Annotated in this window: 28 protein-coding genes and 2 pseudogenes; 5 read left to right on the top strand and 25 right to left on the bottom strand. The window is 45.9% G+C overall.

Annotated elements, in window-relative coordinates; translation table 11 throughout:
- Positions 1-167: 167 nt before the first annotated feature.
- The 8 genes from dnaK to gpr all read right to left on the bottom strand — a co-directional run bounded on the left by dnaK (position 168) and on the right by gpr (position 9,667).
- Entirely contained in the window at positions 168-2,006 is a 1,839-nt protein-coding gene (dnaK, locus tag ACNFN4_RS02835; RefSeq protein ID WP_007408273.1) for a molecular chaperone DnaK, read from the bottom strand.
- 24 nt (positions 2,007-2,030) lie between these two features.
- Positions 2,031-2,606 carry a nucleotide exchange factor GrpE gene (gene grpE, locus ACNFN4_RS02830; protein ID WP_448199986.1) on the bottom strand — a complete coding sequence of 192 codons (576 nt, stop codon included), beginning with the start codon at positions 2,604-2,606 and terminating at the stop codon, positions 2,031-2,033.
- Between the two features lie 59 nt (positions 2,607-2,665).
- A complete protein-coding gene (hrcA, locus tag ACNFN4_RS02825; RefSeq protein WP_003152889.1) occupies positions 2,666-3,697 on the bottom strand; it encodes a heat-inducible transcriptional repressor HrcA in 1,032 nt (343 codons plus the stop codon).
- 80 nt (positions 3,698-3,777) lie between these two features.
- The gene (gene hemW / locus ACNFN4_RS02820; protein WP_012118022.1) at positions 3,778-4,917 is read right to left on the bottom strand and encodes a radical SAM family heme chaperone HemW; all 1,140 of its coding nucleotides are present in this window, start codon (positions 4,915-4,917) and stop codon (positions 3,778-3,780) included.
- Between the two features lie 59 nt (positions 4,918-4,976).
- Positions 4,977-6,812 (bottom strand): translation elongation factor 4, encoded by a 1,836-nt coding sequence (lepA, locus tag ACNFN4_RS02815; RefSeq protein ID WP_014418416.1) that lies wholly within the window; start codon positions 6,810-6,812, stop codon positions 4,977-4,979.
- Positions 6,813-6,944: 132 nt separating this feature from the next.
- Positions 6,945-7,283, bottom strand: a complete 339-nt coding sequence (locus ACNFN4_RS02810; protein WP_007408270.1) for a YqxA family protein — start codon at positions 7,281-7,283, stop codon at positions 6,945-6,947.
- 16 nt (positions 7,284-7,299) lie between these two features.
- Positions 7,300-8,493: a stage II sporulation protein P gene (gene spoIIP / locus ACNFN4_RS02805; protein WP_448199985.1), complete on the bottom strand. Its 1,194-nt coding sequence runs from the start codon at positions 8,491-8,493 to the stop codon at positions 7,300-7,302.
- A gap of 67 nt (positions 8,494-8,560) precedes the next feature.
- Positions 8,561-9,667 (bottom strand): GPR endopeptidase, encoded by a 1,107-nt coding sequence (gene gpr, locus ACNFN4_RS02800; protein ID WP_014418417.1) that lies wholly within the window; start codon positions 9,665-9,667, stop codon positions 8,561-8,563.
- Between the two features lie 202 nt (positions 9,668-9,869).
- Here gpr and rpsT point away from each other — a divergent pair, with 202 nt between their 5' ends.
- The gene (gene rpsT / locus ACNFN4_RS02795; protein WP_003152876.1) at positions 9,870-10,136 is read left to right on the top strand and encodes a 30S ribosomal protein S20; all 267 of its coding nucleotides are present in this window, start codon (positions 9,870-9,872) and stop codon (positions 10,134-10,136) included.
- Positions 10,137-10,152: 16 nt separating this feature from the next.
- Here rpsT and holA read toward each other — a convergent pair.
- A pseudogene (gene holA / locus ACNFN4_RS02790) lies at positions 10,153-11,194 on the bottom strand (DNA polymerase III subunit delta).
- A 39-nt stretch (positions 11,195-11,233) separates the two neighbouring features.
- Positions 11,234-11,385: pseudogene (locus tag ACNFN4_RS02785) on the bottom strand (hypothetical protein).
- Between the two features lie 40 nt (positions 11,386-11,425).
- Here ACNFN4_RS02785 and ACNFN4_RS02780 point away from each other — a divergent pair.
- Positions 11,426-11,560 (top strand): YqzM family protein, encoded by a 135-nt coding sequence (locus ACNFN4_RS02780; RefSeq protein ID WP_003152870.1) that lies wholly within the window; start codon positions 11,426-11,428, stop codon positions 11,558-11,560.
- Between the two features lie 18 nt (positions 11,561-11,578).
- Here ACNFN4_RS02780 and ACNFN4_RS02775 read toward each other — a convergent pair whose 3' ends face one another.
- From ACNFN4_RS02775 to ACNFN4_RS02765, 3 genes are all read right to left on the bottom strand, one after another.
- Positions 11,579-13,930 carry a DNA internalization-related competence protein ComEC/Rec2 gene (locus ACNFN4_RS02775; RefSeq protein ID WP_029973403.1) on the bottom strand — a complete coding sequence of 784 codons (2,352 nt, stop codon included), beginning with the start codon at positions 13,928-13,930 and terminating at the stop codon, positions 11,579-11,581.
- Positions 13,931-14,500, bottom strand: coding sequence for a ComE operon protein 2 (locus ACNFN4_RS02770; RefSeq protein WP_003152868.1), 570 nt, complete (start codon positions 14,498-14,500; stop codon positions 13,931-13,933).
- A 66-nt stretch (positions 14,501-14,566) separates the two neighbouring features.
- A complete protein-coding gene (locus ACNFN4_RS02765) occupies positions 14,567-15,181 on the bottom strand; it encodes a helix-hairpin-helix domain-containing protein (protein WP_014418419.1) in 615 nt (204 codons plus the stop codon).
- 58 nt (positions 15,182-15,239) lie between these two features.
- On the opposite strand from ACNFN4_RS02765, the gene comER reads away from it, so the two are divergent.
- Entirely contained in the window at positions 15,240-16,061 is an 822-nt protein-coding gene (comER, locus tag ACNFN4_RS02760) for a late competence protein ComER (RefSeq protein ID WP_202331466.1), read from the top strand.
- A 68-nt stretch (positions 16,062-16,129) separates the two neighbouring features.
- Here the strand turns inward: comER and ACNFN4_RS02755 are convergent, their stop codons facing one another.
- From ACNFN4_RS02755 to ACNFN4_RS02720, 8 genes are read right to left on the bottom strand one after another with little or no spacing between them, the layout of a single operon-like run.
- A complete protein-coding gene (locus tag ACNFN4_RS02755) occupies positions 16,130-16,867 on the bottom strand; it encodes a class I SAM-dependent DNA methyltransferase (protein WP_167408922.1) in 738 nt (245 codons plus the stop codon).
- Complete coding sequence (gene rsfS / locus ACNFN4_RS02750; protein ID WP_007408260.1) at positions 16,864-17,220, bottom strand: ribosome silencing factor; 357 nt, start codon at positions 17,218-17,220, stop codon at positions 16,864-16,866. The genes ACNFN4_RS02755 and rsfS overlap by 4 nt, the downstream gene beginning before the upstream one ends.
- Positions 17,221-17,237: 17 nt before the next feature.
- Positions 17,238-17,798 carry a bis(5'-nucleosyl)-tetraphosphatase (symmetrical) YqeK gene (gene yqeK, locus ACNFN4_RS02745; protein WP_014418422.1) on the bottom strand — a complete coding sequence of 187 codons (561 nt, stop codon included), beginning with the start codon at positions 17,796-17,798 and terminating at the stop codon, positions 17,238-17,240.
- Positions 17,788-18,357, bottom strand: coding sequence for a nicotinate-nucleotide adenylyltransferase (locus ACNFN4_RS02740; protein WP_007408258.1), 570 nt, complete (start codon positions 18,355-18,357; stop codon positions 17,788-17,790). Before ACNFN4_RS02740 ends, yqeK begins: the two co-directional genes overlap by 11 nt.
- Before the next feature lie 10 nt (positions 18,358-18,367).
- Positions 18,368-18,658: a ribosome assembly RNA-binding protein YhbY gene (gene yhbY / locus ACNFN4_RS02735; RefSeq protein WP_003152858.1), complete on the bottom strand. Its 291-nt coding sequence runs from the start codon at positions 18,656-18,658 to the stop codon at positions 18,368-18,370.
- Positions 18,652-19,494 (bottom strand): shikimate dehydrogenase, encoded by an 843-nt coding sequence (gene aroE, locus ACNFN4_RS02730; RefSeq protein ID WP_003152856.1) that lies wholly within the window; start codon positions 19,492-19,494, stop codon positions 18,652-18,654. The genes yhbY and aroE overlap by 7 nt, the downstream gene beginning before the upstream one ends.
- 19 nt (positions 19,495-19,513) lie before the next feature.
- Entirely contained in the window at positions 19,514-20,614 is a 1,101-nt protein-coding gene (gene yqeH / locus ACNFN4_RS02725) for a ribosome biogenesis GTPase YqeH (RefSeq protein WP_014418423.1), read from the bottom strand.
- 2 nt (positions 20,615-20,616) lie between these two features.
- Positions 20,617-21,135 (bottom strand): YqeG family HAD IIIA-type phosphatase, encoded by a 519-nt coding sequence (locus ACNFN4_RS02720; RefSeq protein WP_007408254.1) that lies wholly within the window; start codon positions 21,133-21,135, stop codon positions 20,617-20,619.
- A 357-nt stretch (positions 21,136-21,492) separates the two neighbouring features.
- On the opposite strand from ACNFN4_RS02720, the gene sda reads away from it, so the two are divergent.
- The gene (gene sda / locus ACNFN4_RS02715) at positions 21,493-21,633 is read left to right on the top strand and encodes a sporulation histidine kinase inhibitor Sda (RefSeq protein ID WP_003152850.1); all 141 of its coding nucleotides are present in this window, start codon (positions 21,493-21,495) and stop codon (positions 21,631-21,633) included.
- A gap of 132 nt (positions 21,634-21,765) precedes the next feature.
- Here the strand turns inward: sda and ACNFN4_RS02710 are convergent, their stop codons facing one another.
- The 3 genes from ACNFN4_RS02710 to ACNFN4_RS02700 form a co-directional block, all read right to left on the bottom strand.
- On the bottom strand, positions 21,766-21,900 hold the full coding sequence (locus tag ACNFN4_RS02710; protein ID WP_014721534.1) for a hypothetical protein: 135 nt from the start codon (positions 21,898-21,900) through the stop codon (positions 21,766-21,768).
- Positions 21,901-21,975: 75 nt separating this feature from the next.
- Positions 21,976-22,707: an SGNH/GDSL hydrolase family protein gene (locus tag ACNFN4_RS02705; protein ID WP_174747048.1), complete on the bottom strand. Its 732-nt coding sequence runs from the start codon at positions 22,705-22,707 to the stop codon at positions 21,976-21,978.
- A 69-nt stretch (positions 22,708-22,776) separates the two neighbouring features.
- The gene (locus tag ACNFN4_RS02700) at positions 22,777-23,511 is read right to left on the bottom strand and encodes a polysaccharide deacetylase family protein (protein ID WP_022552931.1); all 735 of its coding nucleotides are present in this window, start codon (positions 23,509-23,511) and stop codon (positions 22,777-22,779) included.
- A gap of 234 nt (positions 23,512-23,745) precedes the next feature.
- Here ACNFN4_RS02700 and ACNFN4_RS02695 point away from each other — a divergent pair, with 234 nt between their 5' ends.
- Positions 23,746-24,372: a TVP38/TMEM64 family protein gene (locus ACNFN4_RS02695; protein ID WP_014418428.1), complete on the top strand. Its 627-nt coding sequence runs from the start codon at positions 23,746-23,748 to the stop codon at positions 24,370-24,372.
- A 212-nt stretch (positions 24,373-24,584) separates the two neighbouring features.
- Here ACNFN4_RS02695 and ACNFN4_RS02690 read toward each other — a convergent pair whose 3' ends face one another.
- Positions 24,585-25,841, bottom strand: a complete 1,257-nt coding sequence (locus ACNFN4_RS02690) for an MFS transporter (protein WP_448199984.1) — start codon at positions 25,839-25,841, stop codon at positions 24,585-24,587.
- Positions 25,842-25,935 lie beyond the last annotated feature (94 nt).

Raw genomic sequence — 25,935 nt, 5'->3', positions numbered from 1 at the left:
ATTTCTCACATAAATTAGATTGTATCATTTTGAATTATGTTTTTTCAATTCCTTTTATCCCGGGCAAGAAAAAAAGTCAAAGCCAAGAGATGCCTGACTTTGACTTTCTGTCTGTTGAATCAGAATATGCTGTGTGTTCTTCCGCCTATAGCCACGCGGGAAAGAACTTATTTTTTCGTTTCGTCGTCTTTTACTTCTTCGTATTCCGCATCGACAACGTTGTCGTCCGCTTTTTTGCCTTCAGCGTTTGCTCCGCCTTCAGCCTGCTGCGCTTTTGCAGCTTCTTCATAAAGCTTCATAGAAAGCTCTTGAACGATTGTTTGAAGCTCATCTTTTTTCGCTTTGATGTCTTCAATTTCGTTTTTCTCGATAGCGGCTTTCAGCGCGTCTTTCGCGTCGTTTGCTTTTTTCACTTGCTCTTCGTCCACTTTGCCTTCCAGATCTTTTAATGTTTTTTCCGTTTGGAACACAAGCTGGTCAGCTTCGTTGCGGACTTCGATTTCTTCTTTTCTCTTCGCATCAGCGTCAGCGTTTTCTTCCGCTTCTTTTACCATGCGTTCGATCTCATCATCAGAAAGACCTGAAGAAGATTTGATAGTAATGTTTTGTTCTTTTCCTGTGCCTAAGTCTTTCGCTCTTACGTTTACGATACCGTTTTTGTCAATATCGAAAGAAACTTCGATTTGCGGTACGCCGCGCGGTGCCGGCGGGATATCAGTAAGCTGGAAGCGGCCGAGCGTTTTGTTGTCGGCAGACATCGGGCGCTCACCTTGAAGCACGTGAATGTCAACAGCCGTTTGGTTGTCGGCAGCGGTTGAGAATACTTGAGACTTGCTCGTCGGAATTGTCGTGTTGCGGTCGATCAGTTTCGTGAACACGCCGCCCATTGTTTCAATACCGAGAGAAAGCGGTGTAACGTCAAGAAGAACAACGTCTTTTACGTCTCCCGTGATGACGCCGCCTTGAATCGCTGCACCCAGCGCTACAACTTCATCAGGGTTTACGCCTTTATGCGCTTCTTTACCCGTTTCTTTTTTGATTGCTTCCTGTACGGCAGGAATACGTGTTGATCCGCCGACAAGGATAACTTTGTCGATTTCGCTTGCAGAAAGATCCGCATCTTGAAGAGCCTGACGGACAGGAGCCATTGTGCGCTCAACAAGGTGAGCGGAAAGCTCTTCGAATTTAGCGCGGGTCAGGGTCAGCTCAAGGTGAAGCGGACCTGCTTCTCCCGCCGTGATAAACGGTAAAGAAATTTGTGTGGATGATACGCCGGAAAGATCTTTTTTCGCTTTCTCAGCCGCATCTTTCAAACGCTGAAGCGCCATTTTGTCTTTTGAAAGATCAATGCCGTTTTCTTTTTTGAATTCTGCTACGAGATGATCGATGATGACTTGGTCAAAGTCGTCCCCGCCAAGACGGTTGTCACCGGCAGTTGAACGGACTTCAAACACGCCGTCGCCAAGTTCAAGAACAGATACGTCAAACGTACCGCCGCCAAGGTCGTAAACAAGAATTGTTTGGTCTTCGTCCGTTTTATCAAGTCCGTATGCAAGCGCTGCTGCAGTCGGCTCGTTGATAATACGCTCTACTTCAAGACCGGCGATTTTACCGGCATCTTTTGTCGCTTGGCGCTCTGCATCGTTGAAGTATGCAGGAACCGTGATAACGGCTTTTGAAACTGTTTCGCCGAGGTAGCTTTCAGCATATGCTTTCAGATGCTGAAGGATAATAGCTGACACTTCTTGAGGCGTGTAGTCTTTTCCTTCGATTTCCACTTTATAGTCAGTACCCATATGGCGTTTAACAGACATGATTGTGTTAGGATTTGTGATTGATTGGCGTTTCGCCACTTCCCCTACTTGGCGCTCGCCGTTTTTAAATGCAACGACTGACGGAGTCGTACGGTTTCCTTCAGCGTTGGCGATGACTGTAGGCTCTCCGCCTTCAAGCACTGCCACACATGAGTTTGTCGTACCCAAGTCAATTCCGATTACTTTACTCACTTTGAATTACCTCCTGCTATGTAGTTATTGATTCACTTTTACCATTGAAGGACGGATGACGCGATCCTTCAGTTTGTAGCCTTTTTGCAGTTCTTCGATAACAATATTGCTGCCGAAGTTTTCATCTTCCACCTGCATGACGGCTTGGTGAAGGTTCGGATCAAATTCCTGACCGACAGCTTCGATGGCTTCAACGCCTTCTTTTTCAAGTGCGTCCATCAGCTGGCGGCGGACCATTTCCATACCTTGCAGCAAGCTTTTTGTCTGCTCGCTTTCAGCTTCTACCTGTAACGCCCGTTCAAAGTTGTCGAGAGCCGGAAGGATTTCCGTTACGACGTTTTGAGAACGGTATTTCTGAGCAGCTTCCATTTCAAGGCGGCTGCGTCGTTTACAGTTTTCAAAGTCTGCTTGAACACGCAAAAGTTTGTTTTCTTTTTCATCAAGCAAACCCTGCAATTCATCAATTTGGTGCTGAAGGGCTTCTTCCTGACCTGCCGTTTCTTCATGCTGCTCTTGTGAAGCGGCTTGTTCTGCCTGTTCTGTCACTTCTTCTTGTTCTGCTGCTTCAACCTGTTCTGCGGTTTGTTTTTCTTCTGACATTGTGTTCACCTCCCTCAAATGCTGTAAAAAGATGACTGAAAATGATTGCCAAAATTCCCTTATTCATCATACAAACTTGTGAATGCTTTTGACAAGTCCGAAGTCACGTGCTGTAGCAGGCTGACGACTCTTGAATAATTCATGCGCGTCGGCCCGATAATGGCGATTGATCCGATCTGTTTCGTATCAACTGTATAGGTGGCCGTGATTAAACTGCAATTTTCCATTTCTTCGTAGTCATTTTCTTTGCCGATTTTGATTGAAATCCCGGCTTTTGATGACTGAAACAGCTTCAGAACATCCTGCTCTTTTTCAATTAAAGATAAGAGCGAGCGGACCCTTTCAATATCATGGAACTCCGGCTGATTCAGCATGTTGATCTTTCCGCCGAAAAATAATTTCTCAACGTGGGCCGCCGGATGGAATGTGGAGCGGAGCGATTCAAGTATGCTGTCATAGTTGGCGATATGCTGCCTTAAATATGTGACAACCTCTTTGAAAATGCGCTCATTCAGTTCGTCCATCGGCACGCCCGCTAATCGATCGTTTAATATATTGACCAGTTTTTCAATATCGGCCAGATCCACTTTAGCCGGGAAATTGATAGTGCGGTTTTCGACATGCCCCGTGTTCGTGACGAGGATGGCGACCGCCTTATCCGGCTGGATCGGAACGATTTGAATCTGTTTAAGATAGTTCTCGCTCAGCGTCGGCCCGAGGACAATCGATGTGTAGTTTGTCAGATCGGACAAGATTTGCGCTGATTTTTGGACTGTTTTTTCCAGCTCGAAGATTTTTTCTTTAAATATCGAGTGAATTAAATCCAGATCGGTTTTTGTCAGCTTGACGGGTGACAGCAAATGATCGACATAATACCTGTACCCTTTTTCCGACGGAATCCGTCCTGAGGATGAATGGGTTTTTTCAATAAAGCCCAATTCCTCCAAGTCAGCCATCTCGTTTCTGATCGTTGCAGAGCTGAATGTAATCTCGTCTTTTTTTGAAAGAGTTCTTGATCCTACAGGCTGCGCTGATTGTATAAAATCATTAATAATCACTTGCAGGATCAACAGCTGACGATTTGTTAACATCATCATCACCCCTGTTAGCACTCAAGGTCAGCGAGTGCTAATTCTATATCAAAAGTAACAAACCAAAAGAAAAATGTCAATTATAACTCACCCAAAAAAGCGCCAAAAACCTCATTTCCTAATAATTTGCCCTCATGCGTTAATGCAACCGATTCTTCCGTGTCACAGATCAGGCCTTTTTCGGTTAAATCTTTGAGAACATCGGGAAACAGTTCGTCGACCGAGCGTCCGAATTTATCGAGAAAAGCTTGCTTTTGTACGCCGGACATTTTTCTGAGACCGAGGAACATTTCTTCTTCAATCTGCTCCTCACGTGTCACCTCGTGCGTGTCACGGTAAGGCAGCCCCTTTTCTTCGATGAGCTGCATGTAATGTTTCACAGGCCCGGCGTTGACGGTGCGCGTGCCGCTGATATATCCGTGAGCGCCAGCGCCAAAACCGAAATACTCTTCATTGCTCCAATACGTCAGATTATGCTGCGATTCGTATCCGGGCTTTGCAAAGTTACTGATCTCGTATTGACGGATGCCCGCTTCACTCATCTGCCTCATGACCGTTTCATACATCTCGGCCTCTTGTTCTTGCGCCGGGAGATGCAGGCGGCCTTTTTGCATTAAATTATAAAACACCGTTTTCGGCTCTACGATCAGCGAGTAAACGGAATAGTGCTCCGCATCAAGAGACAAAGCCGTTTTGACGGAATTGTCAAGATCGGCCAGCGTCTGACCCGGCAGGCCGAACATCAAATCGAGACTGATGTTGTCGAAGCCGAGAGCCCTCGCACGTTCAAAGGAAGTGAATACGTCCTTTTGTTTATGCACTCTGCCGATTTTTTGTAAAAGCTCATCTTCAAAGGTTTGAACACCGAAGCTCAGCCGGTTGACACCGGCATTTTTCATGATTTTTAATTTTTCCGGGGACAAATCATCCGGATTCGCTTCCGCGGCAAATTCTATGAGTCCGTCAGAAGGCTTCAGCACGCGGTGAATGGAATCCATCAATTTTTCCAGCTGGACGGGTGAGAGCGATGTCGGCGTGCCTCCCCCGATAAAAATCGTACGGAGATCAGGGCGTCCCGTCCGTTCTATTGTATTTATCATTTCCTTTTCGAGTGAGTTTAAGTACTCATCGACAGGCTGGCTCTGAATAAAATATTTATTGAAATCGCAATAGTGGCAGATATGCTCACAAAACGGGATATGAATATAAGCTGATTTCATTTTGAAACACCTTCTTCTTTACAGAAAGAAGCCGCAGTGCGGGACTGCGGCGGCTTCCGTTATTTTTTCGGGCTGTCATCCATTTTAAGAACGGCCATAAACGCTTCCTGCGGCACTTCTACTGAGCCGACCTGCTTCATCCGGCGTTTTCCTTCTTTTTGTTTTTCAAGAAGCTTCCGTTTCCGCGAGATGTCTCCTCCGTAACATTTTGCAAGGACGTTTTTCCGCATGGCCTTAATGGTCGAGCGGGCCACGATTTTCTGTCCGATCGCTGCTTGAATCGGTACTTCAAAGTGCTGGCGCGGAATAAGCTCTTTCAGTTTTTCCACAATTACTTTTCCGCGTTCGTACGCGTAATCGCGATGCACGATAAATGACAGCGCGTCGATTTTTTCTCCGTTCAGCATAATGTCCATCTTGACAAGTTTAGACGGTTTGTAGCCGATCAGTTCGTAATCAAAGGACGCGTAGCCTTTTGTGCTTGATTTCAGCTGATCAAAAAACTCATAGACGATTTCCGCTAATGGCATGTCATAGACAATGCTGACACGATTTGCGTCTAAATATTGCATGTCGATAAAATTGCCGCGTTTTCCTTGGCAAAGCTCCATCACCGCACCGACATAATCGTTCGGCACCATCATTGTCGCTTTTACATACGGCTCCTCGATTCTTTCGATCTTTTGTGGGTCAGGCATGTTGGACGGGTTGTCGACAACAACCTTTTCGCCGTCTGTCATATACACATCATAGATAACACTCGGTGCCGTTGTGATCAGGTCGATTTTAAACTCACGCTCAATCCGCTCCTGAATGATTTCCATGTGAAGCATACCTAAAAATCCGCAGCGGAAACCGAATCCGAGCGCTTGGGATGTCTCTGCTTCATATTGAAGCGATGAGTCATTCAGTTCAAGCTTCTCAAGAGCTTCCCTTAAATCGTTGTATTTGGCCGTATCGATCGGATACAAACCGCAATACACCATCGGGTTCAGCTTACGATATCCAGGCAATGCTTCGGCAGCCTGATTGGCCGCGCTTGTTATCGTGTCACCGACGCGTGTGTCACCGACATTTTTGATCGCAGCAGTTAAAAAGCCGACATCGCCGACGGTCAGTTCATCTGTCGGAGTTGCTTTCGGCGTGAACACACCGACTTCTGTCACTTCAAACTCTTTTCCGGTTGCCATCATTTTAATTTTCTGGCCCGGTTTGACCGTTCCTTCTACGACTCTGATATACGCGACGACTCCGCGGTACGCGTCATAAAGCGAGTCAAAGATGAGCGCTTTCAGCGGAGCTTCCGGATCTCCCGCAGGAGCCGGCACTTTTTCTACGATCTGCTCTAAAATGTCTTCGATGCCGATGCCCGCTTTCGCTGAAGCGAGGACGGCGTCTGAAGCGTCAAGGCCGATAACGTCCTCAACCTCTTGACGCACACGTTCTGGCTCTGCGCTCGGAAGATCGATTTTATTAATGACAGGAAGAATCTCAAGATCATTATCAAGCGCCAGATAGACGTTCGCCAATGTCTGCGCTTCTATTCCCTGAGCCGCATCAACAACGAGAATCGCGCCTTCACAGGCAGCCAGGCTTCGCGATACTTCATATGTAAAGTCGACGTGTCCGGGCGTGTCGATGAGATGGAATATATATTCTTCTCCGTCTTTTGCTTTGTATTTCAGCTGAACGGAATTTAATTTGATGGTAATTCCCCGTTCGCGTTCAAGGTCCATTGAATCAAGCAATTGTTCTTTCATTTCCCGCTGGGTGATCGCCGATGTTTTTTCTAAAATCCGATCCGCCAAGGTCGATTTGCCGTGGTCTATGTGGGCGATGATGGAGAAATTCCGGATTCTTGACTGCCTCTCTAAACGCTTTTCTTTATCTGTCACAATCTATCACTCCTACTATTAAACGCAAAATACACTAGCTTAGATTATATCAATAGGATTGTAAACATTCAATTAAAACAAGAAAGAGAAAAGCTTCCTTTAAGGAATCATCCGCTTTTCTCTTCATCAATGCTAACGGTTCAGTTTCGAAACCCACTCATACATCGCCTGCGCCGAGTCCGTCACGGTATTTGAAAGGGTTTCTCCGGCTTTTGAAAACAGGTTGAAGGTTTCCGCCTGTTCCAGCTGTTTTTGTTTTTCTTCCAGATCTTTCGCCGTAACGGTTTGTCCCAAAATGGAAGCTTCTTTTTCCTGTCCTTCTCCGCCGCCGAGCGTGAATGCTCCTTTTAAGGAGGGATCTTTGTATCCTTTCATATCAAGCATTCCGCTGTTTGCCTGCTGCATGCCGAACAAAACGCCGAAAAACATGACAATGGCGATCAGCAGGCATTTGCCGGTAAAACGGATCATTTGAATCACCTGATTTCTATTGTTTTTTCTTCTCTCCTGATTGCGAACTGACCTTTTCTGCATCCCAGTACAGTTCGCTGAACACATCGGCCACGGCATCTGATGCGCGCCTCAGTTCTTCAAGATTGTTATCCACGCCCCCGAATTCCAGCAGAAGCGACCGGTCGTTTAAATCTTGGTTGTATACTCCATTATCTCCCGGAGAGCCTTTTGATAAAACACCGACGCTTAAGCCGGGGTATTTTTTCTCCATCACCTTATGAAGTTCACTTGCGAGTTTATAGTTTTCTTCAAAATTAGCGCTTTTTTTGCCAACGACGATGGCGACTCTGGCATAGCTTTTTCCTTTAATGTCGGCTGTCGTATTTTTCTTGCGGCGGGAATCCCGGTGAATGTCTATGGTATATTGCAGGTTTTTATTTTTGGCGAGCGCGCTTTTTACGACCGGCCTTGATTCGTCGTAGCTTCGCGCATAATTTAAGCCGTCTTTGTTCAGGCGGGCCTGAATGTCGGTTTTATCTACGGTCGCTCCTACACCTTGCGCTTCAAGCGCTTTTCCGAACATATCTCCGACAAGCGTGACATTAGCCTTCGAATGGCGGGCGTTATCCGGATTTGTTTCCCCCTTTAACAGAGGAAGATAGGATTCGGTATTATGAGTGTGGTAAATAAAAACGACTTTTTTGCTGCCTGTTGAATGTTTCGGCGGCGCCGTTTCTTCTTTTTTCGTTTTGTTTTCGATTTCTGCTAGGTTCACTTCTTTTTCTTTTTCCATCACCTTTGACGGCGGCGGAGATTCAGCCGGCATATTCGTATAATCCGTCCCCTGCCCCGCCAGAAGGATCTCCGTATCGTATTGGGCAAATCCCGGCAGCTCACGTCCCAAGAAACTCCGCGGGTCTTCCATATTAATGCTTGTCGCCAGTTTTAAGGAAAGCCGGGACAGCTGAAAAGAGTCTTTTTCAGGAAGCTCTGAGGCGAAATAATGATTTTCCATGCCAAGGAGGTGTGCAAACGCGTCACCCGGAAGTTCTCCGGCAATTCCGTGAAGAGAATCCGAAGAAAGCCTCAGTTCAGGGCGAAGCGATGTGAGCACACCCGATAATACGAAAATAACGATAAGGCTTGTCATAAACAAAAACATGCCCTTGAGCGCATTTCCACCGTTTACTGCAACGACAATTTGACGGTTTCTGCGTTTTTTTCTCATGATTTGAATCCCTCCAGCGCTTGTCTAGTAATTACTCTATGAACAAGCTAGAGGAGGTAGAACCATTTTAATGATTATAAGAACCTTTGTTATCTTGTGACACTTTTTCATGAAGGGCGGTGTTTAACCCGTTTGCAAGCACATTCGCCATATCATCAATAAAGGTGTCAATCTCCTTCGGCGTGACCATCAGATTATGGCCGAGCGGAGAAAGCACTTCGTGAATCAGCTGGCGTTTTTCGTTTTCGTCCAGCGTGCCGACAATACCGAGAAAGGATTGGCGTTCTTTTTCTCCGGGAAGGTCTTCGTCTGTCAGCACCTTCTTTTTGCCGAAGTTCATTCCGGCGGGCACCAGAGATCTTGACGGGCTGTCATCTTTCATCTCTCTGCCGAAATGTTTTAAAATATAATCCACCGTATCGCTTGCGATCGTAACCGCATCAACGACAGTCGGTACCCCGATTGCGATGACGGGAATGCCGAGCGTTTCCTTGCTTAATTCTTTTCTCTTATTGCCGACGCCTGATCCCGGGTGAATGCCTGTATCAGAAAATTGGATGGTCGTGTTCACCCTTTCAACGGCTCTCGCCGCAAGAGCGTCTACCGCAATCACAAAATCCGGCTTTGATTCTTTGATCACGCCTTGAATAATATCGCTCGTTTCAATTCCCGTTAATCCCATCACACCGGGAGCAAGCGCGCTGACCGGCCTGTACCCTTCCTGTACGTTTTCCGGCTGAAGCCTGAACAGATGCCTTGTCACGAGAAGGTTTTCGGTCACGAGAGGGCCGAGCGCATCCGGCGTCACATTCCAGTTGCCCAGACCGACGATCAAACAGCTTGCATCCTTTGGAATCTTTAATGCCGACAGATAGGCGGAAAATTCCTCGGCAAACACTTCCGTTACTTTTTCCTGCATCTCAGAGTCGTGTTCCCGAACCCCTTGAGCCTCGATCGTGACATAGCGTCCCTGCTTTTTCCCCGATAGCTCGGCGCCTTCTTTGGTAATATCGACGGTTCTGACTTTAATGCCGCCCTTGTCGCGTTCTTTTTCAATAAACCCGTTTATTTCTTTTTTCTGACCGGCTTGTCCGTCTTTTACTGCCTGTTTCGTTTCTACCGCTAAATCCGTCCGTATCAGAAATTGATTGACATCCAGTTCGTTGTTTTTCACAGGGAAGACCTCCTTCAATCATCGTGGTACATAGTGTGGCCATTTACAAAACGAATCATGCGAATTTACCCATCAACGAAAAATACTTTACATTTATATTGCAATCTAAAGTTCTGTTTGATAGAATACAATTTGTTCTATTGTGAAGAAGATTTAACCTTAAGACACTGTGCTACAGGTTGTATCTTAGGAGGTGAAACACATGCCAAACATTAAATCAGCGATTAAACGTACAAAAACAAACAACGAACGCCGCGCTCATAACGCGACAATCAAATCTGCTATGCGTACTGCAATCAAACAAGTTGAAGCTTCTGTTGCTAACAACGAAGCGGATAAAGCGAAAACTGCTCTTTCTGAAGCAGCGAAACGCATTGATAAAGCAGTGAAAACAGGTCTTGTACACAAAAATGCCGCAGCTCGATACAAATCTAGACTTGCGAAACAAGTGAACGGACTTTCTGCATAATACAAAAACGATCCCTTTAACGGGGATCGTTTTTTTCATTCAGTCCGGAGAAGCTCAAGGAGAAAGAGCTCCAGCAAGAGCTGCTTGTCCTTTTTCCCCGTTTTCATTTCATAATCCATCACTGCGAGTCTTTCTATAATACGCCGCAGCTCTTCTTCAGAAAAAAGCCTCGCCTGATCCATCGCCAGCTTTACCCGGAAGGGGTGCACCTTTAAGTTGGAAGCGATTTGCTTTTGGCCGTATCCTTGTCCTGCAAAATACTTCGTCTGCATAATCAGACGGAATTGGTTGGCGATCAGCGCCATAATTTTGATCGGTTCTTCGTTTTGTTTTAAAAGATCATAAAATATTTGAAGACTTTCCGTCCGTTTTCGGTTCACGATTTTGTTGATCAGCTCAAAAATATTCTGCTCCAAACTTCTTGCGACGAGCTCCCGGACATCTTCAAGTGTGATCTCATGTCTGTTACCGGTGTAGGCGGAGAGTTTTTGTATTTCCTGATATATGGAAGACAGATGGCCGTTTGCAAGCAGAACCAAATGCTCGGCAGCTTCTGTATCGATCATTTTATTTTCGGATTTCGCCAGATTAATCGTAAAATCAGTCGTCTCCTTTGCATTCAGCTCCTTAGCTTCAATCATAAGGGCTTTTTGCTTCAGCGCTTTCGTCAGCTTTTTCCGTTCGTCCAGCTTCTCATACGGAGCCACAATCACAAAGACCGTGTAAGGTGCAGGCTCCTTCAGATAAGTCTCCAGAGCGGCTGTATTATGCTCTATTTTTTCTTTCTTTTTTTCCCCTGTTAAAAAAGACGGGTTTTTTACGATGACCAGCCGCTTCTCTCCCATAAACGGAAACGTTTCCGCATCGGTTACGGCCTGGTCAAGCGGATCTTCTTCAAGATCAAAAACAGACAGGTTAAAATCCTTTGTCTCCTCATCAACGACAGCTTGTCTGATCCGGCTGACAGTCTCTTGGAGCAGATACGTTTCTTTTCCGTATAAGCAATAAACGGAGCGGACATCCCCTTTTTTCAGGGCTTTCCAAACATCAAATACCATGATCGTATGACTTCCTCTCTTTCTTGATCCCCTTCTATCCTAAATTGAGTTCGGCAAATAGTAAAGAGGAAGCTTTAAGGACAGCTTCCTCATTTATAATAAACGCCTGATTCACAAGCTCCCGGGTCTGCTTGTAAAAAGGCGATAATCACAAGAACAGAAAACGTTACCATCACTTCTAGATTTTTCAAAACAATTCCAGTATACTTAGGGAAGTCAGGAGGGATGAAATTGAATGATTTTGAAAAAAACGTTCAAAGCAAACGAAATGATGCTGTTGACTCAGCTGTCGGTTTTGTCGTGTCCTTCGGATTTTTCGCCTTTTTGTTCGTGATGGCAACAGCCATCCATCTTATCGGCTCTTAGCCGCATTCCGGGCTGCTGTCAATCGGCAGTCTTTTTTACTTCTTGCGCCCTGGTTTCTTCTATATCATATGGAGGGAAGACGGAAAACGTTCCGGCGCCTTTTTTAAATCTGTATTGAATCGTTCCGCTGATATCGGTGCGAAGCACATTGACAGAGTACGCCTTCAAACGATCCAGCACTTCTTCATGCGGATGATGGTATCGATTCTCTTTTCCTGCTGAAATCAGCGCCGCTTCCGGCTGAAGCTGTTTCAAAAAGGCTTCACTCGTTGAGCTTTTGCTGCCGTGATGACCCGCCTTCAATATATCAGCCTTCAGATTCGGATACGTTTTCAGCACTTCCGTTTCGCCGTCCGATTCTAAATCTCCCGTCAAAAGCCAGCTCACTCCGCTTAAAACCGTCCAAAGCACCAATGACGAATCATTTTTACTCCTTCCGTCAGACGACTCCGGAGACAGCACCTGAAACTGAAGATCACCGGCTGTAATGGTGTCGCCCCGCTTTGCTTCGGCAACGGGAATGTTGTTTTCTTTCGCCATATTTAATATGTTCTGATCTTTCGGTTCTTTTACGAATCCCACGGGGACAATTAACCGTTTGACTCTATGATTTTTGATTAACACTCCGGCTTCTCCGATGTGATCTTGATCCGCATGGGTTAAAATCAGTGCATCCAGCTTTTTCACCCCTTTTCCGTTTAAAAATGGAATCAAAACCTTCTCACCGATTGAATACGGGTGGCGTTTTTCTTTCCATGATTCTCCGGGATAAGCAATCACTCCCCCTGTATCTACCATTACGGTCCCTTTGCGGTGCGGCGCGCTTATAAACAGTGAGTCTCCCTGCCCGATATCAAGCATATCCGCTTCTCCCCATGGACTGAAATACGGACGGCATATTAAATAAGCCAAAACCGCGCAGAAAAAAAGAGCCGATTTCCTGAGTTTTAAAAAACCTCCCTTTTCCAAAGCCGCAAATAGAGTAAAAACGGAAACCGCAAGCAGAAGAAGGGAAAGAAAGTCAGGCTTTGACACAATCATAGTAAATAAATCAACGGATGCCGCATATGTAATGAAATCATGTACAGGCTTCATCACAAGGTCGAACATATCAAACAAACATTCTCCCATCTGCCCTGAAAGTAAAAGAAGAAGGAAACCAATGACAGAAACCGGAATGACAAATAACGTATAAAATGGCACCATCACCATATTCATCGGAAAACTGACAAGTGAAATTTGCTGAAAATGATAGAGAAGAAACGGAAGTGAGCTGAGCTCCGCAATGAATGAAGCCATCGCAAGCCCGGCAAGTCTGCTTTTCCCTGCTTTCTTTAAAATGGAGGATGACAGAATTAAAGAGGCGCTTACCGCAAAGGAAAGCTGGAAGCCCGCCTGCCAAAGGAAGTAAGGATTAAACAGCAGGAGCAGCAGATAAGACAGGGACAATGCAGCGGAGGAATGAATGCCGCGTTTAACAAGAGTTCCGGCGATATAAAATCCCAGCATGAGGGATGCGCGCAATACGGATGGGGCGGCACCGCTCAGCAGCGTATACACCGGCAAAAACAACAGCAGCAAAATTCCCGCTTTTTCTCTTGTCAGCCCGATTCTGATCAGAGCATAAAATAATCCCGCCGTAATAAGACCGACATGCATTCCGGAAATCGCCATTAAATGAACGACTCCCAAATTTTGATATGCACTCAGTATATCGTCCTCTATAGAAAATCTTTCACCTAAGGTCAGCGCTTCAACAATTCCGGCGGAAGATTCAGGCACGTGATTCCGAATGATCGAAATCAAATTTTTTCTGATGTTCAGCAGTTTAAACAGCGGCTGTTTGGATTTTTCACACTGCTGAATGGAAGTCACGGAAAATAACCAGTGAATCTGCTGAGAGTAAAGATATTCCTTATAATCAAAACCTCCGGGAACCGTCGCATGTGCAGGCTGCTCCAGAGAGCCTGTAAACGTGCAGCGCATCCCCGGTTCAAGCTGTTCAATGAGTCTCTTTTCCTCAAGAGACCGGATTTTGTACGAAGCCGCCCATTTTTCCTTGTCATGTGTACGGATAACGGCTGACATTTTCGCTCCGTCAACCTTCGGAATGTTAGTGATGACGACCTGTTCAGTATAACTGCCGGCCTGATACCGCGTTACATTCGCAGCGTCACAAACCGTATAAAGAAAGAAATAAAGACAAAAAGAAACGAGGCAGACAATAACCGGAGCATGCTGCTTTGTTTTTACAATAATAAAGAGAAGATACAGAAGAAAAAGGAGCAGAACCCAGAAGACATGAGCGGCGGCAATTCCCGCAGTTGCAGAAACCGCCGCCAGAGGCAGAAGAAGGTATTTATATTTCATTTATACGTAACTGGTAAACAGCTCATTGGCCTGTTCATGAATTTTTTTCAGTTCATCTGCCTTAACCCCCGCATCAGATAATTGCTGAATCAGACCTGCTACAAAAGACAATTTTTCGCGGTTTTTCAGATCGATGATCATTTCATCAAGTTCGACCTGCTCCACCTTGACTCCGGCTTGGCTGAACAGCTCTTTTGCATAAGGCTGTGTTTTGTAATCTTCGGCATAATAAACCGTTTTGATACCTGCCTGAATAATTGATTTACAGCATTGAATACAAGGATAATGCGTCACATAAATTTCGGCGCCCTCCGTCGGAACACCGAACTTAGAACATTGCAGAATCGCATTCATCTCTGCATGTATGGTCCGCTGGCAATGATTATCTATTAAAAGGCATCCTTCATCAGCGCAATGGACGCCTCCGGCAATTGAGCCGTTGTATCCGCCGGCGATCATCCGCTTGTCTCTGACTACGGTTGCCCCGACTGACAGTCTCGGACATGTGCTTCTCAGCGCCAGCAAATGGCTTTGCGCCATAAAATATTGATTCCATGAGATTCGTTCCACAAGTGTTCCCTCCAAAAAGTCTTGTTGCTTTTCTAAGTTTACATAGATTTAAGCAAAACCGTCAATTCACTTTACCGTAATGGAAGTTTTTATCCGCTCAAATGACTTTTCTCCAAAGCCTGATACATTCATCAAATCTTCAGCAGTCTGAAACCGTCCGTTTTCTTCTCGGTAGGCGATAATCGCTTCCGCTTTTTTCTGCCCCACCCCGGAAACCGCCTGAAGTTCGTCCAGAGATGCCGTATTGATATTGACAGCTGCATTCTCCTTTTCACCCGCTGTTGTTTTCGGGCGATTCTCCTCTTCGCCTTCACTCGGAATATAAACAATCGTCCCGTCCTGCAGCTGCTCTGCTAAATTAACATTCAATTCATCCGCCTTTTTCTTCAGGCCGCCGGCTTTTTCAATGGCTTGCGTCACTCTGTCTCCCGCTTCCATTTCATACACGCCGGGATTTCGGACCGCGCCTTTCACATCAATCATAATCTTATCGTCTGCGGTGTCTTTTTTGTCCGCGACGGATGCTGAGGCTGTTTGGCCGAGCACGGACTGCTGTTTGACCGGCTCTTCCTTTTCAGAACGAAACAGCCAAATACAGATAAAAACCGCTCCTGCAGCAAGACAAGCGCCCAGAATTTTCAGGTTCCGCCGCAGCCGCTCCGTCATCATCGCTTTCGTCATATTGCATTGCCTCCCCGCATAAGGTTTAGAGGATTAAGGGAAAAAGGAGGGGAATTCATTGAAAATAGGCTTTATCGGCACCGGAAACATGGGAACGATCCTGATTGAATCGTTTATCGAATCAAACGCTGCCGATCCCTCACATATCACCATCACAAACAGAACAATCGAAAAAGCATTAAAACTAAAAGAACGTTTCAGAGGCATCCATGTCACCGAGGATCAGGAAAAGCTCGTACAGGAAAATGAAATAATATTCATTTGTGTAAAACCGCTGGATATATATCCTTTGCTAAAGAAACTCACACCGCATTTACGGAAAGATCACATTTTAATCTCCATTACCAGTCCCGTTCAGACGGATCAGATTGAACATACGGTTCCGTGTCAGACGGCCCGCGTCATTCCGAGCATTACGAACCGCGCCTTGGCCGGCGTCTCGCTTGTTACGTTCGGCAAAAGCTGCAGCGAGTCTGCAAAAGCGGATATTGAAACGCTGTTCACTCATATCTCAAAACCTGTAGAAATCAGCAGCGGCATTACAAGAGCGGCGTCAGACATTGTCAGCTGCGGGCCCGCTTTTATGAGTTATCTCGTTCAGCGCTTTATTGACGCGGCAGTGGAAGAAACGGACATCACCAAAGAAGAAGCAGTGATTATGTCGACGGAAATGCTTGTCGGTCTCGGAAAGCTTCTGGAAACAGGGCATTACACACTTCCCGCCTTGCAGGAAAAAGTATGCGTAAAAGGCGGCGTCACCGGAGAAGGACTGAAGGCTCTCGAAAGCGGTGTTCAGGATATGTTCAACCGTGTCTTTCAGCGTACACATGACAAATACGATGAAGATATATCGTTAGTGAAGAAGCAATTTCACGTGTAACTGAGTATGCCATAAAGTGCTTTATCGCGCCAATCGCAAAAAATGCATTTTAAAAACCATCGTTCCGTTTAAACGATGGTTTTTGGTTTGCCTGCCGTGAAGAAAAGACGTTCAGACTCTGTTGAAGGAGGCCGGTCTGTAAAATCAGCCGTCACCTTCTTCAGTTCAAATCCGGTCTCTGCAAGCATTTGTTCATATTCTTCAATGTAAAATGTTTTTTGCTCATGCGTCTCGTCATAGCGGTCATAAGATTGTCCGTTCCATACGAAAAAGGACATATCATGGATGACAGAAAGCTCTTCATCGCCGGCAAAGCTTTGCCAGATATAGCTGATCTGCTCATCCTGATCCGCATGGGTGCTGTCCGGAAAAAGCTCCTTCATTTTAAATGGGGAATGGACGTCAAACAGAAGCAGGCCGCCCTCCTTCAAAACTTGAAAAACACTTTTGAAGGTGCTTAAGACATCATTTTTCGTTTTTAAGTAATTTAGGGAATCACAGCAGATGACTACAGCATCAAACTGTTCTTCAAAACCGGAAAGCTCTCTCATATCCTGCTGGAGAAAAAGAATCGGCTTTCCCGTTTTTTTCTGCTGGGCACAGCTCAGCATATCTTCACTCAAATCAATCCCCGTGACTTCGCAGCCTTTTTCAGCAAGCCTGATGGATATTTCTCCGGTTCCGCAGGCAAGATCAAGCACCCTTCCCTTTTCCGGAAGAGACGCTTCGATCCAGCCCGCCCATTCATCATACGGCGCATGTGACATTAACTCGTCATATACGCCGGCGAAGCCTTGGTAAATCATGAGTTCAAGCCGAGCTCAAGCTCTGCGAGCGGCGCGTCGCCCCATAGCTTTTCAAGATTGTAGTAGCTTCTTTCATCTTTATGGAAAACGTGGACAATGACGTCGCCGAGATCAACTAAAATCCAGCGAGCCTCATCAAACCCTTCCATCTTTTTGACATCAATGCCGTTTTCTTCTGCCTGATCTTTAATTTCACGCGCAATTGCCTGAACCTGCTTATCAGAATTCCCGTGGCAGATTAAAAAGTAATCCGCTATAAGTGAGATTCCTTCCATGTCCAGCGCTAAAATATCTTCTGCACGTTTATCGTCGCATGCTTTTGCCGCGATTTTTAATACGGAAGCTTGATTCATTCTTCAAATTCCTCCTGTCAATTTTGAGACACCAGCCAGTTATAGGTTGCAAACGTCTCCGGAAAGACCGGCTGGTTTTTTTTCATCAGAAATATCATTGTATTTTTCATTGCTTGTATGAGCGCTTCGTTCAGATCCGTTTCCGCCAGACGGCGCACCTCTTCCACTCCGGGAAAATGGCGGCCGGGTTCAATGTAATCCGCAACGTAAATGACTTTGTCTAAAAGGGTCATTCCGGGACGCCCTGACGTGTGATAGCGGATTGCATCCAAGATCTCAGGATCAGTGATCCCCGCTTCTTTCTCAGCCAGATACGCTCCCACAGGGGCATGCCACAGTTCGGCATTGTAATCCAAGAGCTCAGCCGGCATTTTTTCCCGCACGATGATCTGCTTCATTTCTTCTTTCGGCCGGAATTTCGCATAATCATGAAAAATAGCAGCCATTTCCGCTTTTTTCGGATCTGCTCCGAACCGGCCTGCGAGAATAACCGCCGTATCTGTCACGCCGATTGTGTGGATGTAGCGATGCTCGGTCAGCTGTTCTTTGACGCAGGCAAGTGCTTCCTCACGATTCATATAAATCATTCTCCTCTATATACTGCCTCACTTTATCCGGCATTAAGTATTGCGTCGGCTTTTTTGCTTTGAGACGTTCTCTCAGCATCGTTGACGAAACGTCAAATTCCGGAACGTCGGCAAAAAGCAGCGGGTACGGGGTCTCAATATGATACCCCGGGCGCCGCACTCCGATAAATTGAATGAGCGTGAGCAGTTCGTCCAGTTTGTACCATTTCGGCAGATATTCAATCATATCCGCCCCGATAATAAAGAAAAGCTTGTCGTTCGGGTGCCGCTCCTTCAGTAAACGGACGGTATCATAGGTATAAGAAGGGCCTTTCCGGTCCATTTCCGCAAGCTCAAGCTTAAAGCCGGAATTCGAGCTGATGGCAAGCTTCAGCATCTCCACCCGGTGCCGGCTGTCTGTAAAGTCTTCATTCTGCTTATGCGGAGGGATTTTATTGGGCATAAACCAAATTTCATCGAGCTCCGCCTGATGAAGGACTTCATTAGCCATCAGAAGATGTCCGTTGTGCGGTGGGTCAAATGTGCCCCCGAATATTCCGATTTTCTTCATGTCAACCACCTTACGGAAGCTCGATTTGTTTATTTTCCTTTGATTCCTTATACAGTACGATCGTATTTCCGATCGTCTGCACCAATTGTGAGCGGCTGCCTTTCACAAGGGCTTCTGCGACATCATTTTTATCGTCTTCGCAGTTTTGAAGCACGCTGACTTTAATCAGCTCTCTTGCTTCTAAAGCCTCGGCAATCTGTTTCACCATGTTTTCGTTGACTCCGCCTTTTCCCACTTGAAAAATAGGCGTTAAGTGATGCGCTTTTGAACGCAAAAACCGTTTTTGTTTTCCTGTTAACATTGTGTTCCTCCTAGTTTTCCTTCAACAATCGCTCTCATTAAGCCGCTGTCAGGCTCTTGTTCCGTCCACAGCTTGAAAGACAGTGCGGCCTGTTCCACAAACATGCCGACACCGTCAAGGGTTGTTAAACCTCTTTTTTCAGCTTCTTTTAAGAACGCCGTTTGAATCGGGTTGTATACGATATCACAAACGATGGCGCCCGTTTTGGCCCGTTCCAATGAGAGCGGCACGGCATCCGTTTTCGGATACATGCCGACAGATGTTGTATGAATAATGACGTCATATTGTTCAAGCTGATTTTCAGCTTCTTTTAAAGTAAGGGCGCGTTTCTGCTGAAAAGAGGGAGCAGCCGCAATCAGACTTTCTGCTTTTTCCGGCGTGCGGTTGCAAACGTCAAATTGTTTCGGCTCTCTGCGGACGATCGTTGTAAAAATCGCTCTTGCCGCTCCTCCCGCCCCAATCATGAGGATGGAGAGCTCTGATATCGGTTTGTCCAATACTTTGACTAAGGATTTATAAAACCCATCTCCGTCAGTATTATACCCGATGAGCCTGTCTCCCTCTCTTTTGACGGTATTTACGGCCCCGAGTACTTTCGCGCTTTCATGTATTTCATCCAGATGCTCCATGATCGCGACTTTATGCGGGACTGTGACGTTCACTCCGCAGATGCCAAGCGCCTTAATTCCGTTAACGGCGTCCTTGAGATGATGAGGTTCCACCTGAAACGCAAAATACTGCCCGTTGATGTTCTTATCTTGCAAAGCCGCGTTATGAATATCGGGTGACATTGAATGCCCGATCGGATTTCCGATTACTCCGTACAATTGTTTCATGCTCCCTCTCCCCTTCTCTCTATATTAATGAACGGCGGACAAATACGTGTACGCCTTTCGGAGCGTATGCCGTTATTTTTTTATCTGCTTGCTGCACCGTGACCCAGCCGAGACCGGAAAAAACGATATCCGTCTTTCCTTCTTTAATCGTAAACGTGTGGGGCGTAAGCTCCGGAAATTCATCCAAATGATCTTTTCCGGGCGGGGTAAGCAGTTCTCCCGCATGCTTTTCGTATAAGGCATCAGCATTTTCAAGCTTTGTTCTGTGAATCATCAATTCATTCGGCATATAGCAGACAAACGCCGTTTTATCGCCTGATACATAGTCAAACCGGGCAAGCCCGCCGAAATAAAGCGTTTGTTTTTCATTCAGCTGAAAAGTGCGCGGCTTCAGTTCTTTTTTCGGTGTCAGCACCTTTAAGTCACGCTTGTCCACGTAATGCGCCATCTGGTGATGGTTAATGATTCCCGGCGTATCATAAAGCGCTGATCCGTCATCGAGCGGGATTTCAATCGCGTCAAGCGTCGTGCCCGGAAATTGAGAGGTGGTGATAATATTCTCTTCCCCTGAAACCTCTTTAATAATCCGGTTGATAAATGTGGATTTGCCGACATTGGTACAGCCCACCACATACACATCGCGGCCTTCGCGGTAATGTTCAATGGCGTCAATGACTTCCTTCATCCCTTGTCCGCGGGAAGCGCTGATTAAAAAGACATCAAGGGGTTTTAAGCCGTATTCTTTCGCTTCGCGTTTCATCCATTGAACGAGGCGTTCCCGTTTTACGGATTTTGGCAGGATATCGGCCTTATTACCGACAAGAATAATCGGATTACCGCCGACAAAGCGGTTCAGCCCGTTTATCCAGCTTCCGTTAAAATCAAAAATATCAACGACTTTGACAATAAGAGAGTCAGTATCGCCGATTGTGTGCAAGATATTTAAAAAGTCATCATCCGTTAATGAAACATCTTGAATTTCATTGTAATTTTTCAGTCTGAAGCAGCGCTGGCAGATGACATTCTCTTTCGTGAGCGATGCCTTTGGCGCGTATCCGAGACCTTGTTTATCCTCGGTCTGGATCGCTACTCCGCAGCCGATGCAAACAACCTTTTCCATTTCTAATCCTCCCACTGAATATGGCCTTTACGTTTCAAAGAACTCAATATTCTCCGTTCAATCCGGCGGTTAAAGCGCGTCATGACTCCATCAGAGGAAGCGACAGGCACGACGAGGATCGTATGATACCCGTTTCTGTTTCCGCCGAGAACATCAGTAAGCAGCTGATCGCCGATGACCACACAGTCTTCTTTTTTCAGATCCATGCTGCTGACGGCTCTTTTAAAGGCGCGTCCCATCGGTTTTCTTGCCTTATAAATAAACGGTATGCCAAGCGGCTCCGAGAATAATTTCACTCTTCGTTCATTATTATTGGAGACGATCGTGACTTTAATGCCGTGCTCCTTCATTTCTTCAAACCACTCGATCAATCGAGGTGTCGCACTCGGTCTGTCCCACTCCACAAGCGTGTTGTCAAGGTCTGTAATAATCCCTTTCACATTGCGTTCTTTGAGCTTTTCCGGTGTGATATGAAATATATTTTTCACAAATTCGTCAGGTAAAAAAAACTTTTTTAACAAAACCCGCACCCTTCCTTTTCTTTCTATCATCTATATGTCGAAACCTGTCAGATTTAAAAACAAAGTCGGACTCAGTAAAAAAATTTCGACAAAAATTGGGTTTCTTCACCAGTTGTGGATAAAATTACACACATTATCCACTCTTATTACATCCGGATTTATCCAGATTATAAACAAGATACTAACAAGTTATCCACTTACGAGTGTGGATAACAGAACGATTGTTCTTATTTGTATTTCATGGTAGATTAAAGATAACCTCACCATGATTGAAACGCAACCTTCCATCATATGCTTGCGTCTGATGATTGATTACAATTGTAAGGAGGTGCCACTCCCATTAATTGGGTCCCCGGCATGAGAAAGCTTTCTGATGAATTACTAATAGAATCTTATTTCAAAGCCAATGAAATGAATTTGAGCCGTGAATTTATCGAGTTAATTGAAAACGAAATCAAAAGAAGATCGCTCGGACACATTATTTCCGTTTCTTCTTAAACAGAAAAAAATTCCCGGGCGAATTTCCTTTTTTTACTCAGATGACTGATATTATATCACTTCGGTTATGCGCATTACTACCACTTTCAACAAAAAACACCCCTAAAATAGAGGTGTTTAAGAGGATGGCTGCTATATATTGAACCAATACAGACCGCCCAGGACGAGAATGACGACGAGCAGCACAACAAAAAATGCGTACCAGTACCCCGCATTCACCCGAGGAGGCGGGCATACAGGATATTGCAGAGGGAAACCGCGGTTCATAGCAATCGCCTCCAAAAAGATGTTTTTTCTACAGCCTATGAAGCAGAAGCAAAACGGTTTAGGCAGCTGACGGCGTCAGCGTTCCAAAACCCGCCCATTTTTTATGCCTTCAATTAAGATTCTGGCGCCTTTTGGCGTCATATGATTTCCGGAGGGATCTATCAGTCCGGATTGGATCAGCGCCTGGTCTGTATCTTTGCCGCCGTCCGCGCGTATAAAGTGTTTCCAGTTATCCACCAGCGGCACTTTCAACTCAGCTGCAACCTGCCTCGTAACGCCGTTATAGGAATTATGCCATTTTCTCGCGCCGCCTTTTTCTTTAAAGGCTGAGGCTTTATATCTCGAATAGTAATAGAGATGATGCGTTCCGTTTCCTTCTATAACCGGGATGCACGTCATTAAAATCGGCTTTATGCCGTGATTTCTGCTTTCGTTTATGAAATAAGTCAGGTTTTCTTTAAACCGTTTCTTTGATACCCGCGGCTGATCGCCCGTCAAAATGCCCGCATCATTTGTTCCGAACATGATAAATAAATATTGGGGCTTACGGTTCAGCACGTCGCTTTGAAAGCGCAGGCGCGCATCCTCAGTCGTCTGGCCGCCTATTCCCGCATTTATAACCGTAAGACGGCCGCGTTCCGCTGTTTTTAAAATGTTTACCCACTGCTGCGCCTTCGGATAATCACGATAATCCCAGTTGGAACCGCGCGTATTGCTGTCGCCGAACGCGACAACACTTTTCTCTTTGCCCGCGGCGCATCCTGATAACAGACAGATTATCGTAATAAAAAGAACAGCAAACTTCATTTTCTCTCCCCCCAAACCTTACCTCCTATGGTACACATCTCTTTGGAGGCTTTCAACGCGGCGCTCTCTTTACTGGATATGAAAAGGACCGGAATCCTGTCCGATCAAATCTGAAACCTTAACAAACGTGTAGCCCTGCTTTTTCAGCTTGGGAATGATTTCTTTCAAAGCCTCAACCGTCTGGCGCCGGTTTCCTCCGCCGTCATGCAGAAGAACGATATCTCCATCTCTGGCATGTGAAACAACGTGCCTGACGATTTTTCCTTTCCCGGGCCTTTTCCAGTCCCTCGGATCTTGGTTCCATGACCACATGATGATATGATAGCCCTCTTTTAAGATGCTTTTGAAAGCCGTATGATTAAGCGACCCTCCCGGCGGGCGGAATAACTTGTCCCCTGCCGGCTGCAGCGATGTGATATGATGCGCTGAGCTGTGAAGCTCTTGTAAAATGTCTTTGCGTTTCAGACGGTGAAAATAAACATGGTTCATCGTATGGTTGCCGATTTCATGCCCTTCTTCAACGATGCGTTTTGCCGTTATGGGGTATTTGTCTATACGGCTCCCGACACAAAAAAAGGTTGCTTTCACATTGTGCTGTTTCAGCACGTCTAACACTGCCTCCGTATAGACAGGATGGGGGCCGTCATCGAAGGTTAAAGATAGTTTCTTTTTTTCAGACCTTATATCCCAGTACACGTTTCCCGTCTTCTCCATGTCACTTCTTTTTAAAGATTTCGCATCGGCGGACACGGCAGTGAGACTCGTGAGGACGCATATCATGATGATCAGATGAAAGCATCTCAACGTTTACACCTCCAGTAAACACTACTGTTAACGTGTCCCCTTTTATAAAAAATCATTCTCTGCATCAAATGATGCACATCACCCGCTTCCCGCTTGTTTTTGTCCAAATCCGAGTGCAGCCGTTTCTCATCAAACGGCAAATGCTGATAAACAAATATGCTTATCGGACAGCTTATTTTAATAGAAGGAGATAGATTTGTGCTGTATACTAATTGAAAAGAGGTGAACGTGCAGATGATAAAAAAGGGATTCAGTCTTGCCGTCATCATTGCTGTCGTGATGATCGGCTTTATGCAAAAAGACGTCTGGCTCAGCATGATTCGCGCGGGGGGCATGTACGCCGTGCTTATGAGTATCCTGCTGGTCGCAGCTGACGTATTTTTTCCGATTGTTCCATTCGCCATTATCGCGGCCTTAAACGGAGCGGTTTTCGGGATTGTAAACGGGGTGTGGATTACATTGTCAGGCGCGATGCTCGGAACAATGGCATTGTTTTTTCTCGTCCGGTACGGATTCAGAGACTGGGCCAGAAAAAAGCTGCTGGCTTACCCGGCCGCGGCCCAATATGAAGATTCATTTCATCAGCACGCGTTTACGGCGGTGCTTTTCGGACGGCTGATTCCGATTATACCGTCGCTTGCCATGAATACCGTCTGCGGGCTGAGTCATATCCGATGGCCGATCTTTTTTTCTGCGTCGGTGCTCGGCAAAATTCCGAACATTGTGATCGTGACCGTCGCAGGCGCTTCATTTACAAGCAACAAACTGCTGTCTTTCGGGATTTACGGAATGTATATGCTCGTCTTAATGGCGGTCATTTATAAGAAGTTTCCCGGCCTTTTAAAAACAACGAAAAAATGAAGCGCGTACCGCCCCCTATTCCGGCGGTACGGCTCCTCTCATTCTGAGAACTTTTCTGTTACATTCTGAACCGATCACTTCCATGTTTTTCTTTCTGTAAAATGACAGAGCCTCTTCATTGCCCCCGAAACTCTCAGGTGATATTCCGAAACACCCTTCGCTCTGAAAAGCTGACGAAAAACGAATCCTCACGAAATGAAACGGCCGTCTCTTTATGTTTGTTTACATTGATCCGCTTGAAATACATCAGGAGTCCTCCTTTTTGCGGCCGCTAATAAGAACGAGCATAAAACGGCAGCCAACGCCAGCATAACAGCAGCGCCTGCGATGACGATGCCGCGGACGGACGAACTGACAGAAGCCGCTCCGAAAACCGCCGTTACCACTATAATGAAGACAGCTTCGACTAATGAATAAAAGCTCCCCACTCTCCCCATGATGTCCACCGGAACATTCTTTTGATAAAACGTCAGAAAGCCTGTATTGGCAAACGCCAGAAAAAAAGCGAGAAGGAAAAATCCGAAAGCAGCCGTCCAAAAAACGTCAGAAAAAGCATAAATCATATATCCGGCCGCTGTGAATAAAGAGCCTATTCCCATCAATAAAGAAGCCGGCATTTTTTTATTAAAGAACACATTGACAAGCGCCCCCGCAATAATGCCTGCCCCTGAGACACTGACGAGAAAACCGTAATCGGCATCAGTCAGCTGAAGAACCTCTTTTGCAAAAGCGGCTTCGAGCGAATCAAGCGCGGATGGCATAACGGTCATGACCAGACTGAATAAAAAATAAATGATCATGACGTTTCGCGCCGTTCGGCTGAAGCGATAGACGAGCTTCCAATCTTCTTTGTACACTGCCAAAGAAAGCTTCTGTGCGGGAGAATGTACGTGAGGCTCATTTTCAAGGTTCGGCAGCATCATCGTGATGAACCCGGACAGCACTAAAGCCGCCGCATTCACCCAAATCGCAAAAATCGGCGTGCCGGCGATAAAAAGCAGCCCGGCCGCAGCCGGACCGAGGAGAAAAGCCCCTGATTCCGACAAAGCCCTTAGTGAATTGAATCGTTTTCTCCTTTCAGCCGGGATAAGCATCGTCACATACGCCATGGAACACGGACGAAACATCGCATTGGCCATTTGAATCAAAAATACAATACAATAAACGGAAAATAAAGACCGTGCAGTAAACATCAGCGGCAGAACGGCAATGAATGCAGCCCGGATGAAATCAAGCGACATCATCATATTCCGTTTGTTGCACCGGTCGATGATGCTGCCCGCCCACCCATTTGTCATCAAAACAGCCGCAGGCCTGATTAAATAAAGGATGGAAACCGCAAAAGCAGACCCCGTTTCTTTTAAGACAATAAGATTAAGAGACAAAAAATAAATCCATTCACCAATATTTGCTATCCCGATTCCGGTTAACAGAAACATCGGGTACCGCCAAGACTTCAGGTTTTTCATCTTATCACTCCCTTAGAAATAAAAAACGCCCTCAAGACAATAAAGTCTTGAGGACGGGAAACAGCCCGCTATGCCACCTCAATTCGGTTTGGTG

It is taken from the genome of Bacillus sp. N1(2025) (genome assembly GCF_053470005.1).
Note: the sequence above shows the minus strand (reverse complement) of the source record. Positions and strands in the feature narration are given on the sequence as shown.

Bases quoted from the DNA above. Each gene is read 5' to 3' on its own strand.
- grpE (WP_448199986.1), bottom strand. From the start codon at position 2,606: ATGTCAGAAGAAAAACAAACCGCAGAACAGGTTGAAGCAGCAGAACAA.
- hrcA (WP_003152889.1), bottom strand. From the start codon at position 3,697: ATGTTAACAAATCGTCAGCTGTTGATCCTGCAAGTGATTATTAATGAT.
- hemW (WP_012118022.1), bottom strand. From the start codon at position 4,917: ATGAAATCAGCTTATATTCATATCCCGTTTTGTGAGCATATCTGCCAC.
- ACNFN4_RS02810 (WP_007408270.1), bottom strand. From the start codon at position 7,283: ATGATCCGTTTTACCGGCAAATGCCTGCTGATCGCCATTGTCATGTTT.
- spoIIP (WP_448199985.1), bottom strand. From the start codon at position 8,493: ATGAGAAAAAAACGCAGAAACCGTCAAATTGTCGTTGCAGTAAACGGT.
- rpsT (WP_003152876.1), top strand. From the start codon at position 9,870: ATGCCAAACATTAAATCAGCGATTAAACGTACAAAAACAAACAACGAA.
- ACNFN4_RS02775 (WP_029973403.1), bottom strand. From the start codon at position 13,930: ATGAAATATAAATACCTTCTTCTGCCTCTGGCGGCGGTTTCTGCAACT.
- ACNFN4_RS02765 (WP_014418419.1), bottom strand. From the start codon at position 15,181: ATGACGAAAGCGATGATGACGGAGCGGCTGCGGCGGAACCTGAAAATT.
- ACNFN4_RS02755 (WP_167408922.1), bottom strand. From the start codon at position 16,867: ATGATTTACCAAGGCTTCGCCGGCGTATATGACGAGTTAATGTCACAT.
- rsfS (WP_007408260.1), bottom strand. From the start codon at position 17,220: ATGAATCAAGCTTCCGTATTAAAAATCGCGGCAAAAGCATGCGACGAT.
- yqeK (WP_014418422.1), bottom strand. From the start codon at position 17,798: ATGAATCGTGAGGAAGCACTTGCCTGCGTCAAAGAACAGCTGACCGAG.
- ACNFN4_RS02740 (WP_007408258.1), bottom strand. From the start codon at position 18,357: ATGAAGAAAATCGGAATATTCGGGGGCACATTTGACCCACCGCACAAC.
- yhbY (WP_003152858.1), bottom strand. From the start codon at position 18,658: ATGTTAACAGGAAAACAAAAACGGTTTTTGCGTTCAAAAGCGCATCAC.
- aroE (WP_003152856.1), bottom strand. From the start codon at position 19,494: ATGAAACAATTGTACGGAGTAATCGGAAATCCGATCGGGCATTCAATG.
- yqeH (WP_014418423.1), bottom strand. From the start codon at position 20,614: ATGGAAAAGGTTGTTTGCATCGGCTGCGGAGTAGCGATCCAGACCGAG.
- sda (WP_003152850.1), top strand. From the start codon at position 21,493: ATGAGAAAGCTTTCTGATGAATTACTAATAGAATCTTATTTCAAAGCC.
- ACNFN4_RS02710 (WP_014721534.1), bottom strand. From the start codon at position 21,900: ATGAACCGCGGTTTCCCTCTGCAATATCCTGTATGCCCGCCTCCTCGG.
- ACNFN4_RS02705 (WP_174747048.1), bottom strand. From the start codon at position 22,707: ATGAAGTTTGCTGTTCTTTTTATTACGATAATCTGTCTGTTATCAGGA.
- ACNFN4_RS02695 (WP_014418428.1), top strand. From the start codon at position 23,746: ATGATAAAAAAGGGATTCAGTCTTGCCGTCATCATTGCTGTCGTGATG.
- ACNFN4_RS02690 (WP_448199984.1), bottom strand. From the start codon at position 25,841: ATGAAAAACCTGAAGTCTTGGCGGTACCCGATGTTTCTGTTAACCGGA.